The sequence below is a fragment of the Sulfitobacter sp. genome (assembly GCF_039977885.1).
In the GTDB taxonomy this organism is placed as follows: domain Bacteria; phylum Pseudomonadota; class Alphaproteobacteria; order Rhodobacterales; family Rhodobacteraceae; genus Sulfitobacter.
In genome coordinates, this window is record NZ_JBDWCI010000018.1 from 47,952 (window position 1) to 65,162 (window position 17,211).

The window sequence follows — 17,211 nt, forward strand, 5'->3', positions numbered from 1 at the left end:
CGCAATCAGAGGTCGTCGTGATATGAAAAACACTACCGATTGGGTGGACCGCTTTGCAGGCCTTTCGCAACTGGACGGGCCAGTTAAGGATCTGTTGCTCAAGCGCACCAAGATCGTAACTGTGCCCCGCGACACTATGATATTCGGCCCCGGTAATTCGCCTGAAAACATGCTGTTCCTGCTTGATGGGACCGTTCGGGTACAGCAAGTGTCCGAAACGGGCCATGAAATTGTTCTATACCGTATTGAGGCCGGCGAAAGCTGCGTGCTGACCACCGCTTGCCTGCTGGCCTATGAGGATTACTCTGCTGAAGGCATCGCCGAGACAGCAGTTCAGGCGGCCGCCGTCCCGCGCGCGGTCTTTGACGAACTGGTCTCCCAATCCAAACCATTCCGCAGCTTTGTCTTCGCCGCCTTTTCCAAACGCATCACGGACCTGTTTCTGATGATCGACGAAGTCGCCTTTCAGCGGCTTGATGTGCGTCTTGCCGGCCGTTTGCTAAAGCTTTCGGACAAGAGCAACAGGGTTGCCACGACCCATCAGAAACTGTCGATCGAGCTGGGCACCGCGCGTGAGGTGATCTCGCGCCAGTTGCAAGAATTCCAGCGCCGCGGCTGGATCGCGCAGGCGCGCGGGCGTGTGGATATTCTGGATCGGGCCCAGATCAGCCAACTGGCGGCGCACGAGACCTGAAAACGACGGCTATTGGTGACATAGTCACAAACAGCAGCCTCTCTTGCGATCTATGCTTGGCGTAGATTTCAAAGGAGAGATGAAATGACTGTTAATCTTGGATCGCTTGACCGACGTATTCGCGTGGTTCTCGGAGCTTTGCTGTTGATCTTACCATTTATCAGCGGCATGGCGATTTTTGAATCCGGTGCAATCACGGCAGTTTCGGTGATCGCAGGGCTTGTTCTGATTGGAACGTCGGCGATGAAATTTTGCCCCCTTTACCGCGTGTTTGGCATCCGCACTTGCAAGCTATGATCGAGACGACCTTCACCCCGCTGCAATCTCTGGGCGGCGGGGCCTTGATCGGGCTTTCGGCCGTTCTTCTTATGGGGGTCATGGGCCGTATCATGGGCGCCACGGGTATTTTGGCCGGGCTACTACAACCGGCGGGGCTTGGGGATTGGATGTGGCGGGCCGCGGTCATTCTAGGGATGTTATCTGCCCCTGCCTTCTATAGCGCGTGGACAGGGCAGATGCCGGCAATCACTGTGCCTGCCTCGGGCGGGATGCTGGTTATCGGGGGTTTTGTCGTCGGGGTTGGCGTTACCTTCGGCTCTGGCTGCACGTCGGGGCACGGGGTGTGCGGAATGGCGCGCTTGTCACCGCGCTCTGTCGCTGCCACGCTGACATTCATGGCCGCCACCTTTGTGACCGTCTTTATCATACGCCATGTGATCGGAGCCTGAATAATGCGTTTTCTGACATCTTATCTGATTGGTCTGGTCTTTGGCGCAGGGATCTTGATCTCCGGCATGGCAAATCCGGCAAAAGTGCTGAATTTCTTCGACATTGCCGGGACTTGGGACCCGAGTCTTGCTTTCGTGATGGGCGGCGCATTGATTGTCACCGCGATAGGCTACAAGGTGGTTCTGAAGCGCCCTTCCCCGCTGTTGGGGGCTTCTTTTCAGCTACCGCTTCGCCGCGACCTTGATCTTTCGCTTCTGGGCGGCTCTGCGGTTTTCGGTGTGGGTTGGGGGATTGCCGGTTTTTGTCCTGGCGGCGCGCTCCCTGCCCTTGGCACCGGTCGCATTGAGGTGCTGATTTTTATAATAGCCCTTGTGGCAGGCATTGTCGTCGCCAGAAGGTTACAAGCCATCTACCAAAGTCGCAGCCAAAGGCCTGCTGCTTGAAACGCCGGAGATTGAACAATGTCCTACCCCGTACAGCTCTCGGTGAAAGCCGATGTATCCGCACATTTCGATGATGCCACCAATACGGTCAGCTACATCGTCAAAGACCCTGATAGCAACCACTGCGCCATTATCGACAGTGTGATGGATTTTGACTATGCTTCGGGGCGTATCACCTATGAAGCCGCTGATGGGTTGATCGCCGAAATCACGGCGCGTGGCCTTACGCTGGACTGGATCATCGAAACCCACGTTCATGCCGACCACCTGAGCGCGGCCCCCTATATCCAGCAGAAACTAGGCGGCAAAATCGGCGTGGGCGAAAAGATCATGCTGGTTCAGGAAACCTTTGGCAAAATCTTCAACGAAGGGACCGAATTCCAGCGCGATGGATCGCAATTCGATGCGCTGTTCAAAGATGGCGACACCTATATAATCGGAAACATGCAGGCCTTTGCCATCTACACACCGGGGCACACGCCTGCCTGTATGGTGCATGTGATGGGCAATGCCGCATTTGTGGGGGATACGCTGTTCATGCCTGATGGTGGCTCGGCGCGCTGCGATTTTCCCGGCGGGGATGCGGGGGTATTGTATGACAGCATTCAAAAGGTACTGGCACTACCTGACGATATGCGGCTGTTTATGTGCCATGATTACGGCCCCAACGGGCGCGACATCGAATGGGAAACCAGCGTCAAAGAAGAGAAAGCCCACAACATACACATCGGGGCTGGCAAGACCCGTGAAGAGTTCATCAAGTTTCGCAGCGAACGCGACGCTCAATTGGGTATGCCACGGCTGATCATCCCGTCGCTTCAGGTGAATATGCGCGCAGGGGAGCTGCCCACCGACAAGGATGGAAACCCGATGCTCAAAGTACCGGTAAACGGCATTTAACGGCTTCCGCCCCGGGTCTGGCGGATAGAATACGAATAAAGGCTTCGATGGCTCCCATGAAATGAAACTCCTGACCTATTTTCCCATCCTCACTTGGGGGCGGGACTATAACCGCGCTACTCTCTCTCACGATCTGGTAGCGGCGCTGATTGTGACGATCATGTTGATCCCGCAATCGCTTGCCTATGCTTTGCTAGCGGGGTTGCCTGCCGAGGCGGGGCTTTATGCCTCGATCGGGCCGATTATCCTTTATGCCATTTTCGGGACCAGCCGCACACTCGCCGTTGGGCCGGTTGCAGTTGTGTCGCTGATGACGGCTGCAGCGCTCAGCAACATCGTAGAGCAAGGCAGCATGGGCTACGCCACAGCGGCTCTTTCGCTGGCTGCATTATCGGGGCTTATTCTACTAGGGATGGGGATATTTCGTCTCGGGTTTGTGGCAAACTTCCTATCCCACCCTGTGATCGCGGGCTTTATCACCGCCTCCGGCATCCTCATCGCGGCAGGCCAGATCAAACATATTCTTGGAATTGATGCGCAGGGGCATAATCTGGCCGAATTGACGATATCGCTTGTTACCCATCTGTCCCAGATAAACTGGACCACTGCGATCATCGGCATTTTTGCCACCGGTTTTCTGTTCTGGGTTCGCAAGGGGCTGATGCCTGTGCTGAAACGATGTGGCCTTTCTGCTGGGTTTGCGGGGATCGTTGTGAAAACCGGACCGGTTGCGGTGGTTGTCGTGACAACGCTTGCAGTCTGGCTGTTTGATCTGACCGGACGCGGCGTGAAAATCGTAGGAGATGTGCCCCAATCCCTGCCCCCGCTGACCCTCCCTTCTTTCTCGCCTGATCTGGTCGGACAGTTGTTGTTTCCTGCCTTTATGATTTCGATCATCGGTTTCGTCGAAAGCATTTCTGTCGCACAAACCCTTGCCGCGAAAAAGCGCCAGCGCATTGACCCCGATCAAGAGTTGATCGGACTTGGGGCGGCCAATGTTTGTGCTTCGCTTTCTGGCGGGTTTCCGGTCACGGGCGGGTTTTCCCGCTCGGTGGTGAATTTTGATGCGGGGGCTGAAACGCCTGCCGCAGGCGCGTTTACGGCAATGGGCCTTGCCATTGCTGCTGTGGCGCTGACGCCGCTGATCTACTTTCTGCCCAAGGCGACGCTCGCGGCGACTATAATCGTCGCCGTGGTGAGCCTTGTTGATCTGTCCATTCTCAAACGCAGTTGGTCCTATTCAAAAGCTGATTTTGCCGCTGTACTGACCACGATCCTGATCACTTTGGGCATCGGTGTCGAGGCGGGCGTCTCTGCGGGTGTGGGCCTGTCGATCCTGTTGCATTTGTATAAAACCTCCAAGCCGCATATCGCCGAGGTCGGGTTGGTTGCGGGAACCGAACACTTCCGCAACATCCTGCGCCATGATGTTCAAACCAACCCCGCCGTTGTCACCCTGCGCATGGATGAAAGCCTCTATTTCGCGAATGCGCGGTTTCTCGAAGATCAAATCCACAACCGTGTTGCCAGTGATCCAGCCATCCGCCACGTCATTTTGCAATGCTCGGCCATCAATGAGATCGACTTGAGCGCGCTTGAATCGCTCGAGATGATCAACGCCCGCCTTGCCGAGGTGGATATTAAGCTGCACCTCTCGGAGGTCAAAGGCCCGGTTATGGACCGCCTGCAGCGTCAAGATTTTCTGTCCCATATGACGGGACAGGTGTTTTTATCCCAATACGATGCCTTTTGCGCGCTGGCCACGGCTGGCACATCCTGCGCAGAGGCCTAGCAGCCCGTTTATTCCGCGGCCATTGGCATACGGGCCAATTGGCAATGTTCCCAAAGCGCGCCAAGGGTTTGGGTAAGATGCGCGATGTCTTGAGCGGAATGCACCGGTGATGGGGTGATCCGCAGGCGTTCGGTCCCTTTGGGTACAGTGGGATAGTTAATCGGCTGGATATAGATGCCGTAGTCTTTCAACAGGACATCCGAGATGAATTTGCATTTCACCGGATCGCCAACCATCACGGGGATGATATGGCTGGGGTTGTCCACATGGAGAATGCCCAAAGCATCCAATTGCGCGCGAACCTTTGCGACATTTTCCTTGTGCCGGGTGCGTTCCTCGTTGCTTTGTTTGAGGTGGCGGATCGAAGCCGCGGCACCTGCGGCTACTGCAGGCGGCAGGGCTGTGGTGAAAATAAACCCGCTGGCAAAACTGCGCACGAAATCGCACAGCTCGGCCGAGGCGGCAATATAGCCGCCCATAACGCCAAATGCCTTGCCCAACGTCCCTTCGATCACGGTGAGCCGGTGCATAACCCCTTCTTGTTCGGCAATGCCGCCGCCACGCGGACCGTATAGCCCAACGGCGTGGACTTCATCGAGGTAGGTCATGGCATTGTATTTATCCGCAAGATCACAAATCTCGGCAATCGGCGCGATATCCCCGTCCATGGAATAAACGCTTTCAAATGCGATCAGCTTGGGGCGTTCCAGCGGCAGCGCGCTAAGCTTCGCCTCAAGATCCTCAAGGTCGTTATGGGCCCAGATCAGCCGCTCGGCCTTGGAATGGCGAATACCTTCGATCATCGACGCATGGTTAAGCGCATCAGATAGAACCACACAATCAGGAATACGCGCGGCCAACGTGCCAAGCGCCGCCCAGTTCGAGACATAGCCAGAGGTGAACAGCAGTGCATCTTCTTTACCGTGCAGGTCTGCCAACTCCCGTTCTAGAATGACATGATCACCGGTCGTGCCCGAAATATTGCGGGTGCCGCCTGCCCCTGCACCGACGCGGTCAAGCGCTTCATGCATTGCATCCAGAACGGTCCGATGCTGTCCCATGCCCAGATAGTCATTAGAACACCAGATGGTTACATCCCCTTGATGCGCCCCGCGTGAGGTGGCCTGCGGGAAATTTCCGCAATGGCGTTCTAATTCGGCAAAGGTCCGATAGTTGCCTTGGCCGCGCAAATCATCCAGCGCCGTCTTAAAGAAATCTTGGTAGTCCATCGCGCCCTCGCAGCTTGACCTTCGGTATTGTACAAACAGGAAGGATCTGCCTGTACTTACGCGGTATCAACCAGCGGGTTTTTTCGGGCTTTGACATAGATCAAACCCCTGAATTTTTCTGCGATCCGTCGTTATTAGCTACCCAATAGGTCCCGCGCAATCCGCTCGAATATCGCGGCCCCCACAGGGGTCAGATTGTCATCAAAATCATAGTCCGGATTATGGAGCGCGGCAAAATCTTCGCCCGGGCCAAGGCACAGCATTGCCGATTTAGCCCCCCAACCGAACACGCCGAAATCTTCGGAGGCATGCATCGGCACCCCTTCGGTTCCATGGCTGACCCCGATGGCATCCATAGACTTGCAGGCCACCGCAAAGGCATCGGGATGGTTGATTGAGGCTGCGAAATAATCGCAAACCTCAAAGGAGATCTGCAAACCATGCTTTTGTGCGGCATCACCCGCAATGGCACGCGCTTCCGCCTCAATCGTTTCCAGACCGGCATCGCCCGTGGTCCGCAATGTTGCGTAGATCACACCATCACCGGGGGCCACCCCGAACGTAGGCTCACCCATTTGCATATGGGTTATGGTCACCAATCGAAAGCTGTCATCCAACGCGCCACCCTGCCCCAATGCTGATAGCGCGGGGACCAGTTCGACCATCGCAGTAGCAGGAGAAACCCCGTCCTGCGGATCAGCGGCATGGGCCGTTTTCCCTGTAAGGGTGATTTTCAGTCCCAATGAGGCGCAGTTGATCACGCCTGTACAGGTTGAAACATAGCCAAATGGCCGACCCGGTTCATTGTGGATAGCAAAGGCCCAATCGGGGCTAATCTGTTCATAGGCAGGGTCGGCAACCACCGCTTTTGCGCCGCTGCCATCTTCTTCAGCGGGCTGGAACATCAAGACAACGCGCCCTTTGGCGACAGGTTTGCGCGACAACAACCGCCCCAATGCAAGCAACATGGTCATATGCCCGTCATGCCCGCAGACATGGCTTTTGCCCGCAATCTCAGACACCCAGTCGTTATCACTGCGCTCTTGGATCGGTAGGGCATCCAGCTCGGCGCGGAAAAGCACGGTCTCGCCTTTGGTGCCACTGTCAAACACCGCCGCCACACCGTGACCGCCCAGCCCCGTTAATATCCGGGACGGAGAAAGCTGTTTGAGCGCTGCGGTGATTGTGCGAGCTGTTTCAACCTCTTGACCAGAGATTTCTGGACGGCGGTGCAAAGCACGGCGAAATGCCGTGAGCTCCACAAGATCTGAGTTTGTCAGCATGATGTGCCTTTATTCATTTTTTGACCCTCGCCTGTGTGAAGCTTCGCGCTGGGCCTTTTGGCGCCGCAATCCCCAATAGGCAGTAGTGAAATACAACAGTGTCGAACACAAAGCCACAGTATAGAAAACATCAACCTGTGCATCATAAGTCGCGATGTCGGGACTGGCGAAAAGGGTGATAGCGGCAAACGCCAAGGGCGCGATCAGCCCGCCTAAAATCCAGACCCAGCGGATGATGTGATCCAGCGTGGCAGGTTCAGGGGTGCTGTCGACAGGCCCTTCGGTCTGGGCCTGTTCTTTATGAAATGCGCTGATCTGCGCCTCGAAACCGGCCTGCTCGCGCTGTGCATCGGGGAATTCATCTGCTGCCCCGTAAGCCCGCGCAAGGATTGTGTAAAGCACAACACTGAACGCCCATGTGGGGAGGAAAATATAATAGAGCAACACAAAATCAAATATATTGAGCAATGCGGCAAAAGCGATGCCAGCAGCCCAGGTGATCAGCGCGGGGATATTTCGGGGCAGATTTTTCAGATGCATCCAGTAGCGCGTCATACCGAAGCGTTTGAACAAAACATGCTCTGCAAACACGATCCCGCCAATTGGCATCACGGCAAGACCCGCATAAGTCAGCAGTGGCAGAATGCTTCGGTAGAAGAACGGAAAGACGGCGGCACAGACCACGCCTGCGCCTACGATTGCCGTGACCTTTGCGCGCGAATGATCGGGAAAGATCGACTGTGCCGCAAGGCCGGCGCGATAAAGGTTGGAATTGGCCGTTGTCCAACCTGCGACCACAACGATAATCAGACCCGTCCAATTCAACGCTTCAAAGGTCATTTTGCCCGGGCTGATCTCGGTCAGTGGCGTCTGGGTCAATGTGGCGACCGCAGCCCCCATGATCCCTGCACAAATCCATCCGATGTAATGCCCGACGATCAAGCCGGACGAGGATGCAATGCCGTACCAGCTTTTTCGGGCATAGCGGAGCAAGGCCATGTCGATCAGGCCGAAATGCGCAATGCTATTGGCCGCCCAGGCAAATCCGGCTACGCCCCAAAAACCGATGCTCATAGAGCCATCGGGTGTTTCCCCTGTGAAAATATCCGATTTGGCCAGCGCGACAAACTCGCCAATGCTTGCCGTTGTCTGGCCGTTTACCGCCTCCAGCAAGGGCGGGATCAAAACAACCGCGCCACATATGAACATTGTTGCAAGCCATGGCGCGCTGATGCTGGCGAAATCGGAAAGAATTTCAAAACCAAAGATGGCAACCGCGACCACCACCACGGATAAAACCGCAACGACGGCCACAAAAAGCAAACTAGTGGGATAAGGGGCCGTTTGCGCAGGCACATCCAGTTGCAGCGTCACCCCCGTTGCCGCGACTGTAATCATGGCCGCAGCGATCATGCCGAAAAATATGACATTCACCCCGTTATACAGCGTCGAGGTCGTCGTGCCGGCGATCCTGCCCAGATAGGCATAAAGGCTAAGCCGCACATCCGTCGCAATGCGCGCAGTAATCAACCAGAAACTGAGCACTGCCATGAGGTTACCGATGAGTAACCCGAAAACAACATCGTTGAAACTCGCGCCGAGAGTCACAAGCGTAGCGCCGATGACAAACTCGGTCGCGGCGATATGTTCGGCCCCGTATAGCCCAAAGAAATGCCCCATCCGATAGCGTCTGTGCTCCGGAACAGGCAGCTGCTCTTCATCGACTTGGCTTAGATCCGGATTGGTTGGGAAAAGGTCTGGCATGAAATTCTCTTAGGTTAGGAGCCGCAGCAGCCTGTAAAAACAGATGCATATTATTGCCTAACGGCCGGGGTCCCTGAAAGGTTCACGACAAAATCGCGCCATCCCCGTGATAGGGCCCTTGGGCGAGCGGTAGCCCGATTTCAGCCGCCCCTTACATCGCGAAAATCCCTAGGCTAACATCATGTTCATCGGGGATGGAGGAGCGGGTTGTGAAAGCCATTGTTGTACATGGAGCCAAGGATCTACGATTAGAGGAATGCGATAAGCCACAGCCGCAAGCGGGTCAGGTGCTTGTGCGGATAGAGGCCGGCGGCATTTGTGGATCGGACCTGCATTATTATAACCATGGCAGCATCGGTGAGATCCAGCTCAAGCAACCGATGATCCTGGGTCACGAGGTGGCTGGCCGGATCGAAGAATTTGGCAAGGGGGTTCAGGGGCTGGAGGTTGGGCAACTGGTTGCCATCTCGCCCTCACGGCCTTGTCAGTCTTGCGTATATTGCCACGAGGGTAAGCAGAACCACTGTTTGAATATGCGCTTTTACGGCTCGGCCATGCCGTTCCCGCATATTCAGGGGGCGTTCCGGCAATGGATTGTTGCGGATGTAGCGCAATGCGCTGTGGCAGACGGGCTGAGCGCGGGCCAAGCGGCCATGGCCGAACCTCTTTCTGTTGTTTTACACGCGGCAAAGCTTGCCGGTGCGCTGACAGGTAAGCGTGTGTTGGTAACCGGTTGCGGGCCGATCGGATTGCTTGCGGTACTGGTGGCGCGGGCGGCGGGTGCGGCGCAGGTGGTGGCCACTGACATCGCAGAGCTACCTCTCAGGACCGCGTTGCAGATCGGCGCGGATAATGCCCATAACGTAGCCGATCATCCTGAGGCACTGGCAGGCTATAGCGCCGACAAAGGCCATTTTGATGTGATGTTTGAATGTACCGGCATTGCGCCTGTCATCGCCTCGGCCATCCCTGCCCTGCGCCCGCGCGCGGTTCTGATGCAACTCGGGCTTGGCGGTGACATGATGTTGCCGGTTCAGGCCATGACCGCCAAGGAAATTCAGCTCAGAGGATCGTTCAGGTTTCATGAGGAGTTTTTTACCGCCGTTGACATGATGCGTCGTGGTCGGTTGGATGTAGCGCCCTTGATTACAGCAACTGTGCCACTCGAACAGATGCAATATGCCTTTGATCTTGCTGGTAATCGTAAGACTGCGTTGAAAGTCCAGCTTAGTTTTGCCTAATGTCCCCGAAACGGCAAAGCAGACCGGCACTTCCTGATTGGCAATACTTCAATGGCATCACCTTCTACTCACAAAGACCTTAGCCTTAAGGGGCTGGAACTGTTTCAAAGCTATGCTCGGACCCATTCGCTGCGCGAAACTGCGCAGGAATCAGGCCTGTCGATCAGCACGGTGTCACACCATCTGCGCAGCCTCGAGGAACATCTTGGCGTGGCTCTGTTCGATCACGAACGCCGCCCGATGGTGCTCACCGTGAAAGGCCGCAGTTTTTTGCGCAATATCACGCAGGCCATGCAAAGCATCCGTAAAGCCTCAGCCGAGGCCACCGCAGGCAGCGTGGCCGAGACGAGCTATTTGCGCATTGGCACAATCGAGGACCTCGATAGCGATCTGACACCCGACCTGGCCGTCTATCTGTCCCGACACATGGCAGGCTGCGATTTTCTTTATCACACCGGCACAAGCCACGAGATCATCCGCAAGCTGCGCCATCGCGAGCTTGATCTGGGCGTTGTGACCACACCGCAAGGCACGTTGAGTGATCTAGAGGACTGGACCGTGCTGCGTGATCCTTTTGTTGCGGTGATGCCTGTAGGTGCCGAAGATTCCTTGCCCGAAATTATCGCGGGCGGGGGCAAGTTGCCGTTCTTGCAGTTTTCCTCGGATCTGATGATTGCCACCCAGATCGAGACACAGCTGCGCAGGCTCGGCGTGCAATTGCCGCATAAATTCGAATGCAGCAATAACCAGACCTTGATGGCAATGGTTGCCGCAGGAGCAGGATGGACTATCACTACGCCGCTTTTGTTTGCCCGCGCCCGCCGTTTTCAACCCAAATTGCGCATGCTGCCCTTTCCCGGCAAAAGCTTTGGCCGGACCCTGTCACTTGTGTCAAGCCCCGATTGCCCCCGCGATGTGATCGACCTCGTCAATCACAAGCTGCGACAAGGGTTGGGCGCTCAGGTCATTTCGCCAATGCATGAGGCGGCACCATGGCTAAGGGATCAATTCGGTCTGTTGGACTAGAAGCAATCCGAAAGCCTGACGCGCAATCTAATTTCACTCATCCGGATTTAGTGTTCTCATTTATCGGAACTAAAAGCTTGAACTTGTAACGCCTGTAAAAAGCCTGCTCACGTCGCTTTAGTATTTTCCAAAGGACTCTCTCCATGAAGTCACGGACTAAAGTTGCGGTCATCGGCGGCGGCATTGCCGGCTGCTCAACCCTTTATCACCTGACCGAAGAAGGTTGGACGGATGTGGTCCTGATCGAGCGGGACGAGCTCACATCAGGGACCACATGGCACTCGGCTGCGCAGGTTACGAACTTTGGCATGAACCAAACGATGGTCGGCCTGAAATCCCATTCCATTGCCCTGTACAAAAAGCTGCGCGATGATCCTGACTATCCTGTCGGTTACCACCACGGTGATGGCGGCATCCGGCTGGCCAACAACGAAGCCCACATGCAGGGCTATCGTCACTTTGCATCTATGGCCCGCGGTATGGGGGTCGAATACGAAGTTATCGACGCCGACGAATGTGCCCGCCGTCATCCACTGATTTCTACAGATAACCTGATTGGTGGCCTATGGGACGGCGAAGACGGCGATATTGATCCCGCACAGCTATGTCAGGCTTTGGCGTACCATGCGCGCAAAAAGGGTGCGCAGGTTTACCGCCAGACCAGTGTTACAGGTCTGACCCAGCATAAAGACGATACATGGACCGTTGAGACAGACAAAGGCAACATCGACGCCGATATCGTTGTAAACGCCTGTGGCTACCGCGTGAACGAAGTCGGCGCAATGATGGGTGTGCATCACCCCGTCGCCTCTATGGAGCACCAGTATTTCGTCACCGAAGATATTCCGGCCATCGCCGAGGCAGGTCACCGGATGCCGCTGCTGCGTTGCCCGATCTCGGATTATTATTCGCGTCAGGAAAAAGGCGGTCTGCTGGTCGGTTTTTATGAACAGGACTGTAAAACATGGGGTATGGACGGGATTAACCCGGATTTTTCAAACGATCTGTGCCCCGATGACCTTGAGCGTGTGATGGACGTGCTTGAAGGCGCGTTCGAACGAATGCCCGTCCTGACAGAGGTTGGCATCAAGCGCGTCGTGAATGGACCTATCACCTATACCATCGACGGCGCGCCATTGGTTGGCCCGATCCCCGGCAAACGCAACGCATTCTGCATCATCGGCCTGCGTGCCGGTCTGGGTGAAGGCGGCGGTCATGGCTGGTTGTTGGCCCAACAGATCGTGCATGGCGAAGCGCAATATGACACATGGGTCATCGACCCGCGCCGTTTCACCGGCCACACAAACGTCGAACTCACGGCGCTAAAGGCCATTGAGGATTACCAGAACGAATTCCGCTTCCACTTCCCGCATGAGCACCGCCCCGCAGGCCGCAACGCGAAAACCACGCCGATCACGCCGATCATGGCAGCAGAAGGAGCGGCATTCACGGTTGTGAACGGCTGGGAGCGTGTGGATTACATCAAACCATCCCCTGATTTTCATCCTACCCTAAGCTTCGACTTTGACGAATCCCTCCCCATTGTTGCCCAAGAAGTCCGCAACGTTCAGGCAAATGCCGGCCTGTGCGAGGTCAACGGTTTTAACCGTTTCGAGATTACCGGCGAGGACCGCCACAAATTCCTCGACCGCATGTTCTGCGGTAATGTGACCCGGAAAGACGGCCGCGTGGGTCTCGGCTATATGCTCAACACCCACGGCATGATTAAGGGCGAGGCCACAGTGGCCAATATTCCCGCCTCTGATCGTGGCCCTGCCCGTGCATGGTATGGCTCGGCCGCTGCCGCCGAGTTCCACGACATGGACTGGCTGAAAATGCACATGGATGTCCGCGAGGACGTCCAAATCAACAGCCTGACCAACGATCAGACAATCCTTGTTCTGGCAGGCCCCAAAGCGCGCGAAGTGCTACAGGCCTGTTCCCGCGCAGATTGGTCCAAGGAGGCGTTCCCGTGGCTGTCTGTGCGTGAAGCCTTCATCGGTTTCTCGGCGGTTACCGTCTTGGGGGTCAGCTTCTCCGGTGAGCTGGCTTATGAAATCCACGTCCCCAATGCATCACTTTATGCGGTCTATCTGGCCCTGCGCGAAGCGGGCAACGCCCACGGCCTGAAAATCTTTGGCGCACGGGCTGTGGAGTCCATGCGGATGGAGAAAGGCTTTTTGCATTGGAAGGCTGATCTGCTGACTGAGTTCGATCCTTTTGAAACAGGGCTGGACCGGTTTGTAAAAATCGACAAGGACGCAGATTTCATCGGGAAACAAGCGTTGAAGGCGCGAAGGGAGAACGGCCCATTGCGCAAGCTTGTTACGCTGAAGGTATCCCATGACACAGCGCCGGCACATGGCGGTGCCTCGTTGATGGACGGTGACACGGTTGTTGGAACAATCACATCGGGCGACTATGGTCACCGTGTGGGCATGAACCTCGCTTATGCGTTCGTCATGCCTCAGAAGGCCGTGATCGGCACAGTGATGAAGCTGGACCTATGTGGCGACATAGTAGATGCCGAGGTGATCACGCCATCCCCCTATGACCCGTCCTTTGCATTGATGCGCAGCTAAACAGCCACACACTCCGCCGTGGTCATGGTGGGGGGTGTGAGCCGCTCGCCTTTGTCCAAACGCCTTGCCACTGCCTGCATGCAGGCCTACTGCTGTTGTGTTTACAATCACTTCCACAAAATGGCGCGCTGCATATGTCCGATGGCTCCCCCTCCCTTGTCAAAGGCTTCGCTGCGACGTGGACGATCGTTATCGTCTGGTCCTTCTGGCTTATCGTGAGCCGTGTGGCCAATGGCAGCGGGCTGACGATCTATGATCTGGCAGCCTTCCGGTACGGGCTGGCCGCCGTAATTGCCTTGCCGTTATGTCTATATTTCAAACCATGGCGGAACATGCGCTGGGTCCAGATCATTGTCGTGTCCTTCATACTGGGCCCTGTTTACATCCTCATCGTTTTTTCGGGTTTCATCTATGCGCCCGCGGCCCATGGCGGGATATTCATGAACGGGCTTTTGCCGCTCATGAGCATTATTTTCGCTGTGGTCGTGCTGCGCAAGCGACCGGAGGTAAAGCAGATGACCGGTGCTTTGCTGATCCTTATCTCTGCCGTAGCTTTGGCATGGGATGCCAGCACCTCAAGCACTGCTGACGCCTGGATAGGTGACTTGCATTTCCTGATCGGGGCAGTGTTCTTTTCGGCCTATGTGATCCTGTCCGAACGCTGGAAACTGGGCGCAATACAGATCCTGTTTTGCGGCACGGTCGTGAATGCGGCGCTTTATCTACCGGTATGGTGGTTATGGCTACCTTCGGGAATTGCCGAGGCTCCTTTGGGGCCGTTGTTGCTACAAGCCGTATATCAGGGTTTTGTCCCAAATCTGATCGGCCTTTTGCTGATCGCCTATGCGTCACGCACAATCGGGAACGGGAACACATCCTTCATCCTTGCAGCAGTGCCCGGCGGTGGCGCCATTCTGGGCGCGCTGGTACTGGGAGAAACGCTCAATTGGATCAGCATCCTTGCCCTGTGTTTGCTGACAGCTGGCCTATTGATGAGCGTACGCCGCCAAAGGCCGCCCTCCCCAGTGTGACCGGGCCAGCGGGCAGCACCAACCGAAAGCCCAAGCCTTTGAGTGTGACGTCAGGCAATTACTAAAAAGGAGATGTGGCGGACCATAGAGGATTCGAACCTCTGGCCTCTGCCTTCGGAGGGCAGCGCTCTATCCAGCTGAGCTAATGGTCCACGGCTGTGGTATAGTCCGCATGCCCTGCCCCTGCAATCCACAAATCGGCTTGGATCAGGCGAAAAGTTCGTGGGCAAGTTCCAGCGCGTCGATTAGCACATCCACCTCATCTTTGGTGTTGTACATGGCGAATGACGCGCGGCAGGTGGCGTTGAGGTCAAGATGCTGCATCAGCGGGCCGCAACAATGCTGCCCTGCCCGCACTGCCACGCCTTTTTTGTCCAAAATGGTCGATATGTCGTGGGCATGGGCGGCGCCATCCATGGAAAAGCTGAATATAGCGCCCTTGTCCGGTGTGGTGCCCTGAACAGTGATCCAGTTCAACCCCGCAAGCCGTTCGACGGCATAATCGCGCAACGTGGCTTCATGGGCGGCAATATTATCCATTCCGACACGGGTCATATAATCCAGCGCAACACCTAGGCCGATGGTTTGCACAATCCCCGGCGTTCCGGCTTCGAACTTCATAGGGGCGTCATTGTAGGTCACAGCATCGCGGGTGACCTCGCGGATCATATCACCGCCACCGATAAAGGGGCGCATTTCGGCCATACGCTCGGCCTTGACATAGATAGCACCCGACCCTGACGGGCCGTATAGCTTGTGACCTGTCAGGCAATAGAAATCACATCCGATATCCTGCACATCCACGGCCATGTGAACCGCTGCTTGGGAGCCATCGACCAACACAGGCACATCGCGGGCATGGGCAGCAGAGGTGATCGCTTTCACGTCCACAACGGTGCCCAGGACATTGGACATATGGGTGATCGCAATCAGTTTTGTCTTTGGGGTGATTGCGTCAATCACGGCTTGCGGGTCCAGCGCGCCATTGGCATCGACCTCGACCCATTTAATCACCACGCCCATGCGTTCGCGCAAAAAGTGCCAAGGCACAATATTGGCGTGGTGTTCCATGATACTTAGAATGATCTCATCGCCCGCTTCCATGCGCGGCATGGCCCAGCTGTAGGCGACCATGTTGATCGCTTCGGTGGTGCCAGAGTTAAAGATGATCTCATCTTCCGAGGCCGCATTCACAAAGCCCGCAACGATACCGCGCACGGCCTCGTATTTATCCGTTGCCAGATTGCTGAGCGTGTGCAGCCCACGGTGCACATTGGCATATTCGTGGCTATAGGCGGTGGTGATTGCATCAATCACAACCTGCGGTTTTTGCGCCGAGGCACCGTTGTCCAGATAGGTCAGCGGCTTGCCGTTGACCTGCCGCGACAGGATCGGAAAATCGGCGCGGATTTTGTTTACATCATACATTCGGAGAAACTCCCATTGCGCCCATGCCAATCAGACCGATCAGCATCATCAAGCCAAAAGCGACCCCGACCGCGGCCAGAACAATCACACCGACGCCGTGCAACAATGTGGGCAGGCGCAGCGCTTCGGTGATGAAATTAACGGTGATCCACAGCGCCATGCCGCTGACCCCCAGTGATAACAGCTGCCCGATCGTCGGGGCGATTATCGTCACAACAAACAAAACCGCCTGTGCGGCCATTTGCAGCGCTTGCAACCAGACAAGCAGGCTCAGCAGATCGCCCAGATCCCCCTGCCCGCCAATGGCGCGGCCCGCCCAATAAAAGCCGTGCACGCTCATCACCTGCACGCCTGCGATGATAAAGAAGAACGATATCGGGTTCCGCATGAAGCTTGGCAATTGCGATACGTCTTCGGTCAGGATCGATATCCCGAAGATGATGCTGTTAAGCACAGCCACAAGGACAAGCGCCGTCCAAAGAACATCACGACCCAGAAAGAGGTTCATGATCTTTTGCGCGGCGCTGCGCGGGCTCTGGAGGGTTTCCAGCGCCAAGTCTTTAAGCGCGTCTTGCTGCATTATTCAGGTGCTCCATCCGCGCTAAGCAGGCCAGCTGCCCAGAACCACCCGAAGACAGCGATCCAGACAAAGCCTACGGCCTGCAATTGTACCCCGGGACCGATAAACCCCGCCGTGAGCCCCATCAACAACAAAACCGGTGTTGACGCCAGCAATGCCCATATCAGCGTAAAACGGATTTGATACCCCGTCACATTACGCCGTGCGATGCGGGCCAAAATCCAAATGACACCTGAAAAGGCATAGAGCAGGATGGGCAGGATAAAGATGTACAAAAAGGCGCTCCAATACAGCCGCGCCAATAGCGGGATATCGGGGTCCAGCTCTGCCTCGCGGGCTTGATAGGGTGTGGAGGCCACAAACATCAATATACCCGCGATAAGCAAGAACAACAGCGCACGCACCTCATTGCGGCCTTGCGCCAGAAAGCGCGAGACCACTTTTGAGGGGCCACGGTAAGTGGCCACGATATCGCTCGTCAGCGCCACC

General features: G+C 56.0%; 16 protein-coding genes and 1 tRNA gene. 10 read left to right on the forward strand and 7 right to left on the reverse strand.

Annotation, left to right across the window (positions count from 1 at the left end; genetic code table 11):
• The first annotated feature begins 22 nt into the window (after positions 1-22).
• The 6 genes from ABJM03_RS12435 (at position 23) to sulP (ending at position 4,558) form a co-directional block, all read left to right on the forward strand.
• Positions 23-694: a Crp/Fnr family transcriptional regulator gene (locus ABJM03_RS12435; protein ID WP_348417952.1), complete on the forward strand. Its 672-nt coding sequence runs from the start codon at positions 23-25 to the stop codon at positions 692-694.
• 84 nt (positions 695-778) lie between these two features.
• Positions 779-991 (forward strand): DUF2892 domain-containing protein, encoded by a 213-nt coding sequence (locus tag ABJM03_RS12440; RefSeq protein WP_348417954.1) that lies wholly within the window; start codon positions 779-781, stop codon positions 989-991.
• Positions 988-1,422, forward strand: coding sequence for a YeeE/YedE family protein (locus tag ABJM03_RS12445; RefSeq protein ID WP_348417955.1), 435 nt, complete (start codon positions 988-990; stop codon positions 1,420-1,422). The genes ABJM03_RS12440 and ABJM03_RS12445 overlap by 4 nt, the downstream gene beginning before the upstream one ends.
• Positions 1,423-1,425: 3 nt before the next feature.
• On the forward strand, positions 1,426-1,866 hold the full coding sequence (locus ABJM03_RS12450; protein WP_348417956.1) for a DUF6691 family protein: 441 nt from the start codon (positions 1,426-1,428) through the stop codon (positions 1,864-1,866).
• 18 nt (positions 1,867-1,884) lie between these two features.
• The gene (locus tag ABJM03_RS12455) at positions 1,885-2,766 is read left to right on the forward strand and encodes an MBL fold metallo-hydrolase (protein ID WP_348417958.1); all 882 of its coding nucleotides are present in this window, start codon (positions 1,885-1,887) and stop codon (positions 2,764-2,766) included.
• A gap of 61 nt (positions 2,767-2,827) precedes the next feature.
• A complete protein-coding gene (sulP, locus tag ABJM03_RS12460) occupies positions 2,828-4,558 on the forward strand; it encodes a sulfate permease (protein WP_348417960.1) in 1,731 nt (576 codons plus the stop codon).
• 8 nt (positions 4,559-4,566) lie between these two features.
• On the opposite strand, the gene hemA is transcribed toward sulP, so the two are convergent.
• The 3 genes from hemA to ABJM03_RS12475 all read right to left on the reverse strand — a co-directional run bounded on the left by hemA (position 4,567) and on the right by ABJM03_RS12475 (position 8,834).
• The gene (gene hemA / locus ABJM03_RS12465) at positions 4,567-5,787 is read right to left on the reverse strand and encodes a 5-aminolevulinate synthase (protein ID WP_348417962.1); all 1,221 of its coding nucleotides are present in this window, start codon (positions 5,785-5,787) and stop codon (positions 4,567-4,569) included.
• 134 nt (positions 5,788-5,921) lie between these two features.
• A complete protein-coding gene (locus ABJM03_RS12470; protein ID WP_348417964.1) occupies positions 5,922-7,070 on the reverse strand; it encodes an amidohydrolase in 1,149 nt (382 codons plus the stop codon).
• A 9-nt stretch (positions 7,071-7,079) separates the two neighbouring features.
• The gene (locus tag ABJM03_RS12475) at positions 7,080-8,834 is read right to left on the reverse strand and encodes a hypothetical protein (protein ID WP_348417966.1); all 1,755 of its coding nucleotides are present in this window, start codon (positions 8,832-8,834) and stop codon (positions 7,080-7,082) included.
• Positions 8,835-9,043: 209 nt separating this feature from the next.
• On the opposite strand from ABJM03_RS12475, the gene ABJM03_RS12480 reads away from it, so the two are divergent.
• From ABJM03_RS12480 to ABJM03_RS12495, 4 genes are all read left to right on the forward strand, one after another.
• The gene (locus ABJM03_RS12480) at positions 9,044-10,075 is read left to right on the forward strand and encodes an L-idonate 5-dehydrogenase (protein ID WP_348417968.1); all 1,032 of its coding nucleotides are present in this window, start codon (positions 9,044-9,046) and stop codon (positions 10,073-10,075) included.
• Between the two features lie 51 nt (positions 10,076-10,126).
• Positions 10,127-11,101: a LysR family transcriptional regulator gene (locus ABJM03_RS12485; protein WP_348417970.1), complete on the forward strand. Its 975-nt coding sequence runs from the start codon at positions 10,127-10,129 to the stop codon at positions 11,099-11,101.
• 143 nt (positions 11,102-11,244) lie between these two features.
• Complete coding sequence (locus ABJM03_RS12490; RefSeq protein ID WP_348417972.1) at positions 11,245-13,683, forward strand: FAD-dependent oxidoreductase; 2,439 nt, start codon at positions 11,245-11,247, stop codon at positions 13,681-13,683.
• Positions 13,684-13,817: 134 nt separating this feature from the next.
• A complete protein-coding gene (locus ABJM03_RS12495) occupies positions 13,818-14,714 on the forward strand; it encodes a DMT family transporter (RefSeq protein ID WP_348417974.1) in 897 nt (298 codons plus the stop codon).
• A 75-nt stretch (positions 14,715-14,789) separates the two neighbouring features.
• Here ABJM03_RS12495 and ABJM03_RS12500 read toward each other — a convergent pair.
• From ABJM03_RS12500 to ABJM03_RS12515, 4 genes are all read right to left on the reverse strand, one after another.
• Positions 14,790-14,866, reverse strand: a tRNA-Arg gene (locus ABJM03_RS12500).
• 55 nt (positions 14,867-14,921) lie between these two features.
• Complete coding sequence (locus ABJM03_RS12505; RefSeq protein ID WP_348417975.1) at positions 14,922-16,142, reverse strand: cysteine desulfurase; 1,221 nt, start codon at positions 16,140-16,142, stop codon at positions 14,922-14,924.
• Complete coding sequence (locus ABJM03_RS12510; protein ID WP_348417976.1) at positions 16,135-16,722, reverse strand: YIP1 family protein; 588 nt, start codon at positions 16,720-16,722, stop codon at positions 16,135-16,137. Before ABJM03_RS12510 ends, ABJM03_RS12505 begins: the two co-directional genes overlap by 8 nt.
• Complete coding sequence (locus tag ABJM03_RS12515) at positions 16,722-17,210, reverse strand: YIP1 family protein (protein WP_348417977.1); 489 nt, start codon at positions 17,208-17,210, stop codon at positions 16,722-16,724. Before ABJM03_RS12515 ends, ABJM03_RS12510 begins: the two co-directional genes overlap by 1 nt.
• Between the last annotated feature and the right edge of the window lies 1 nt (position 17,211).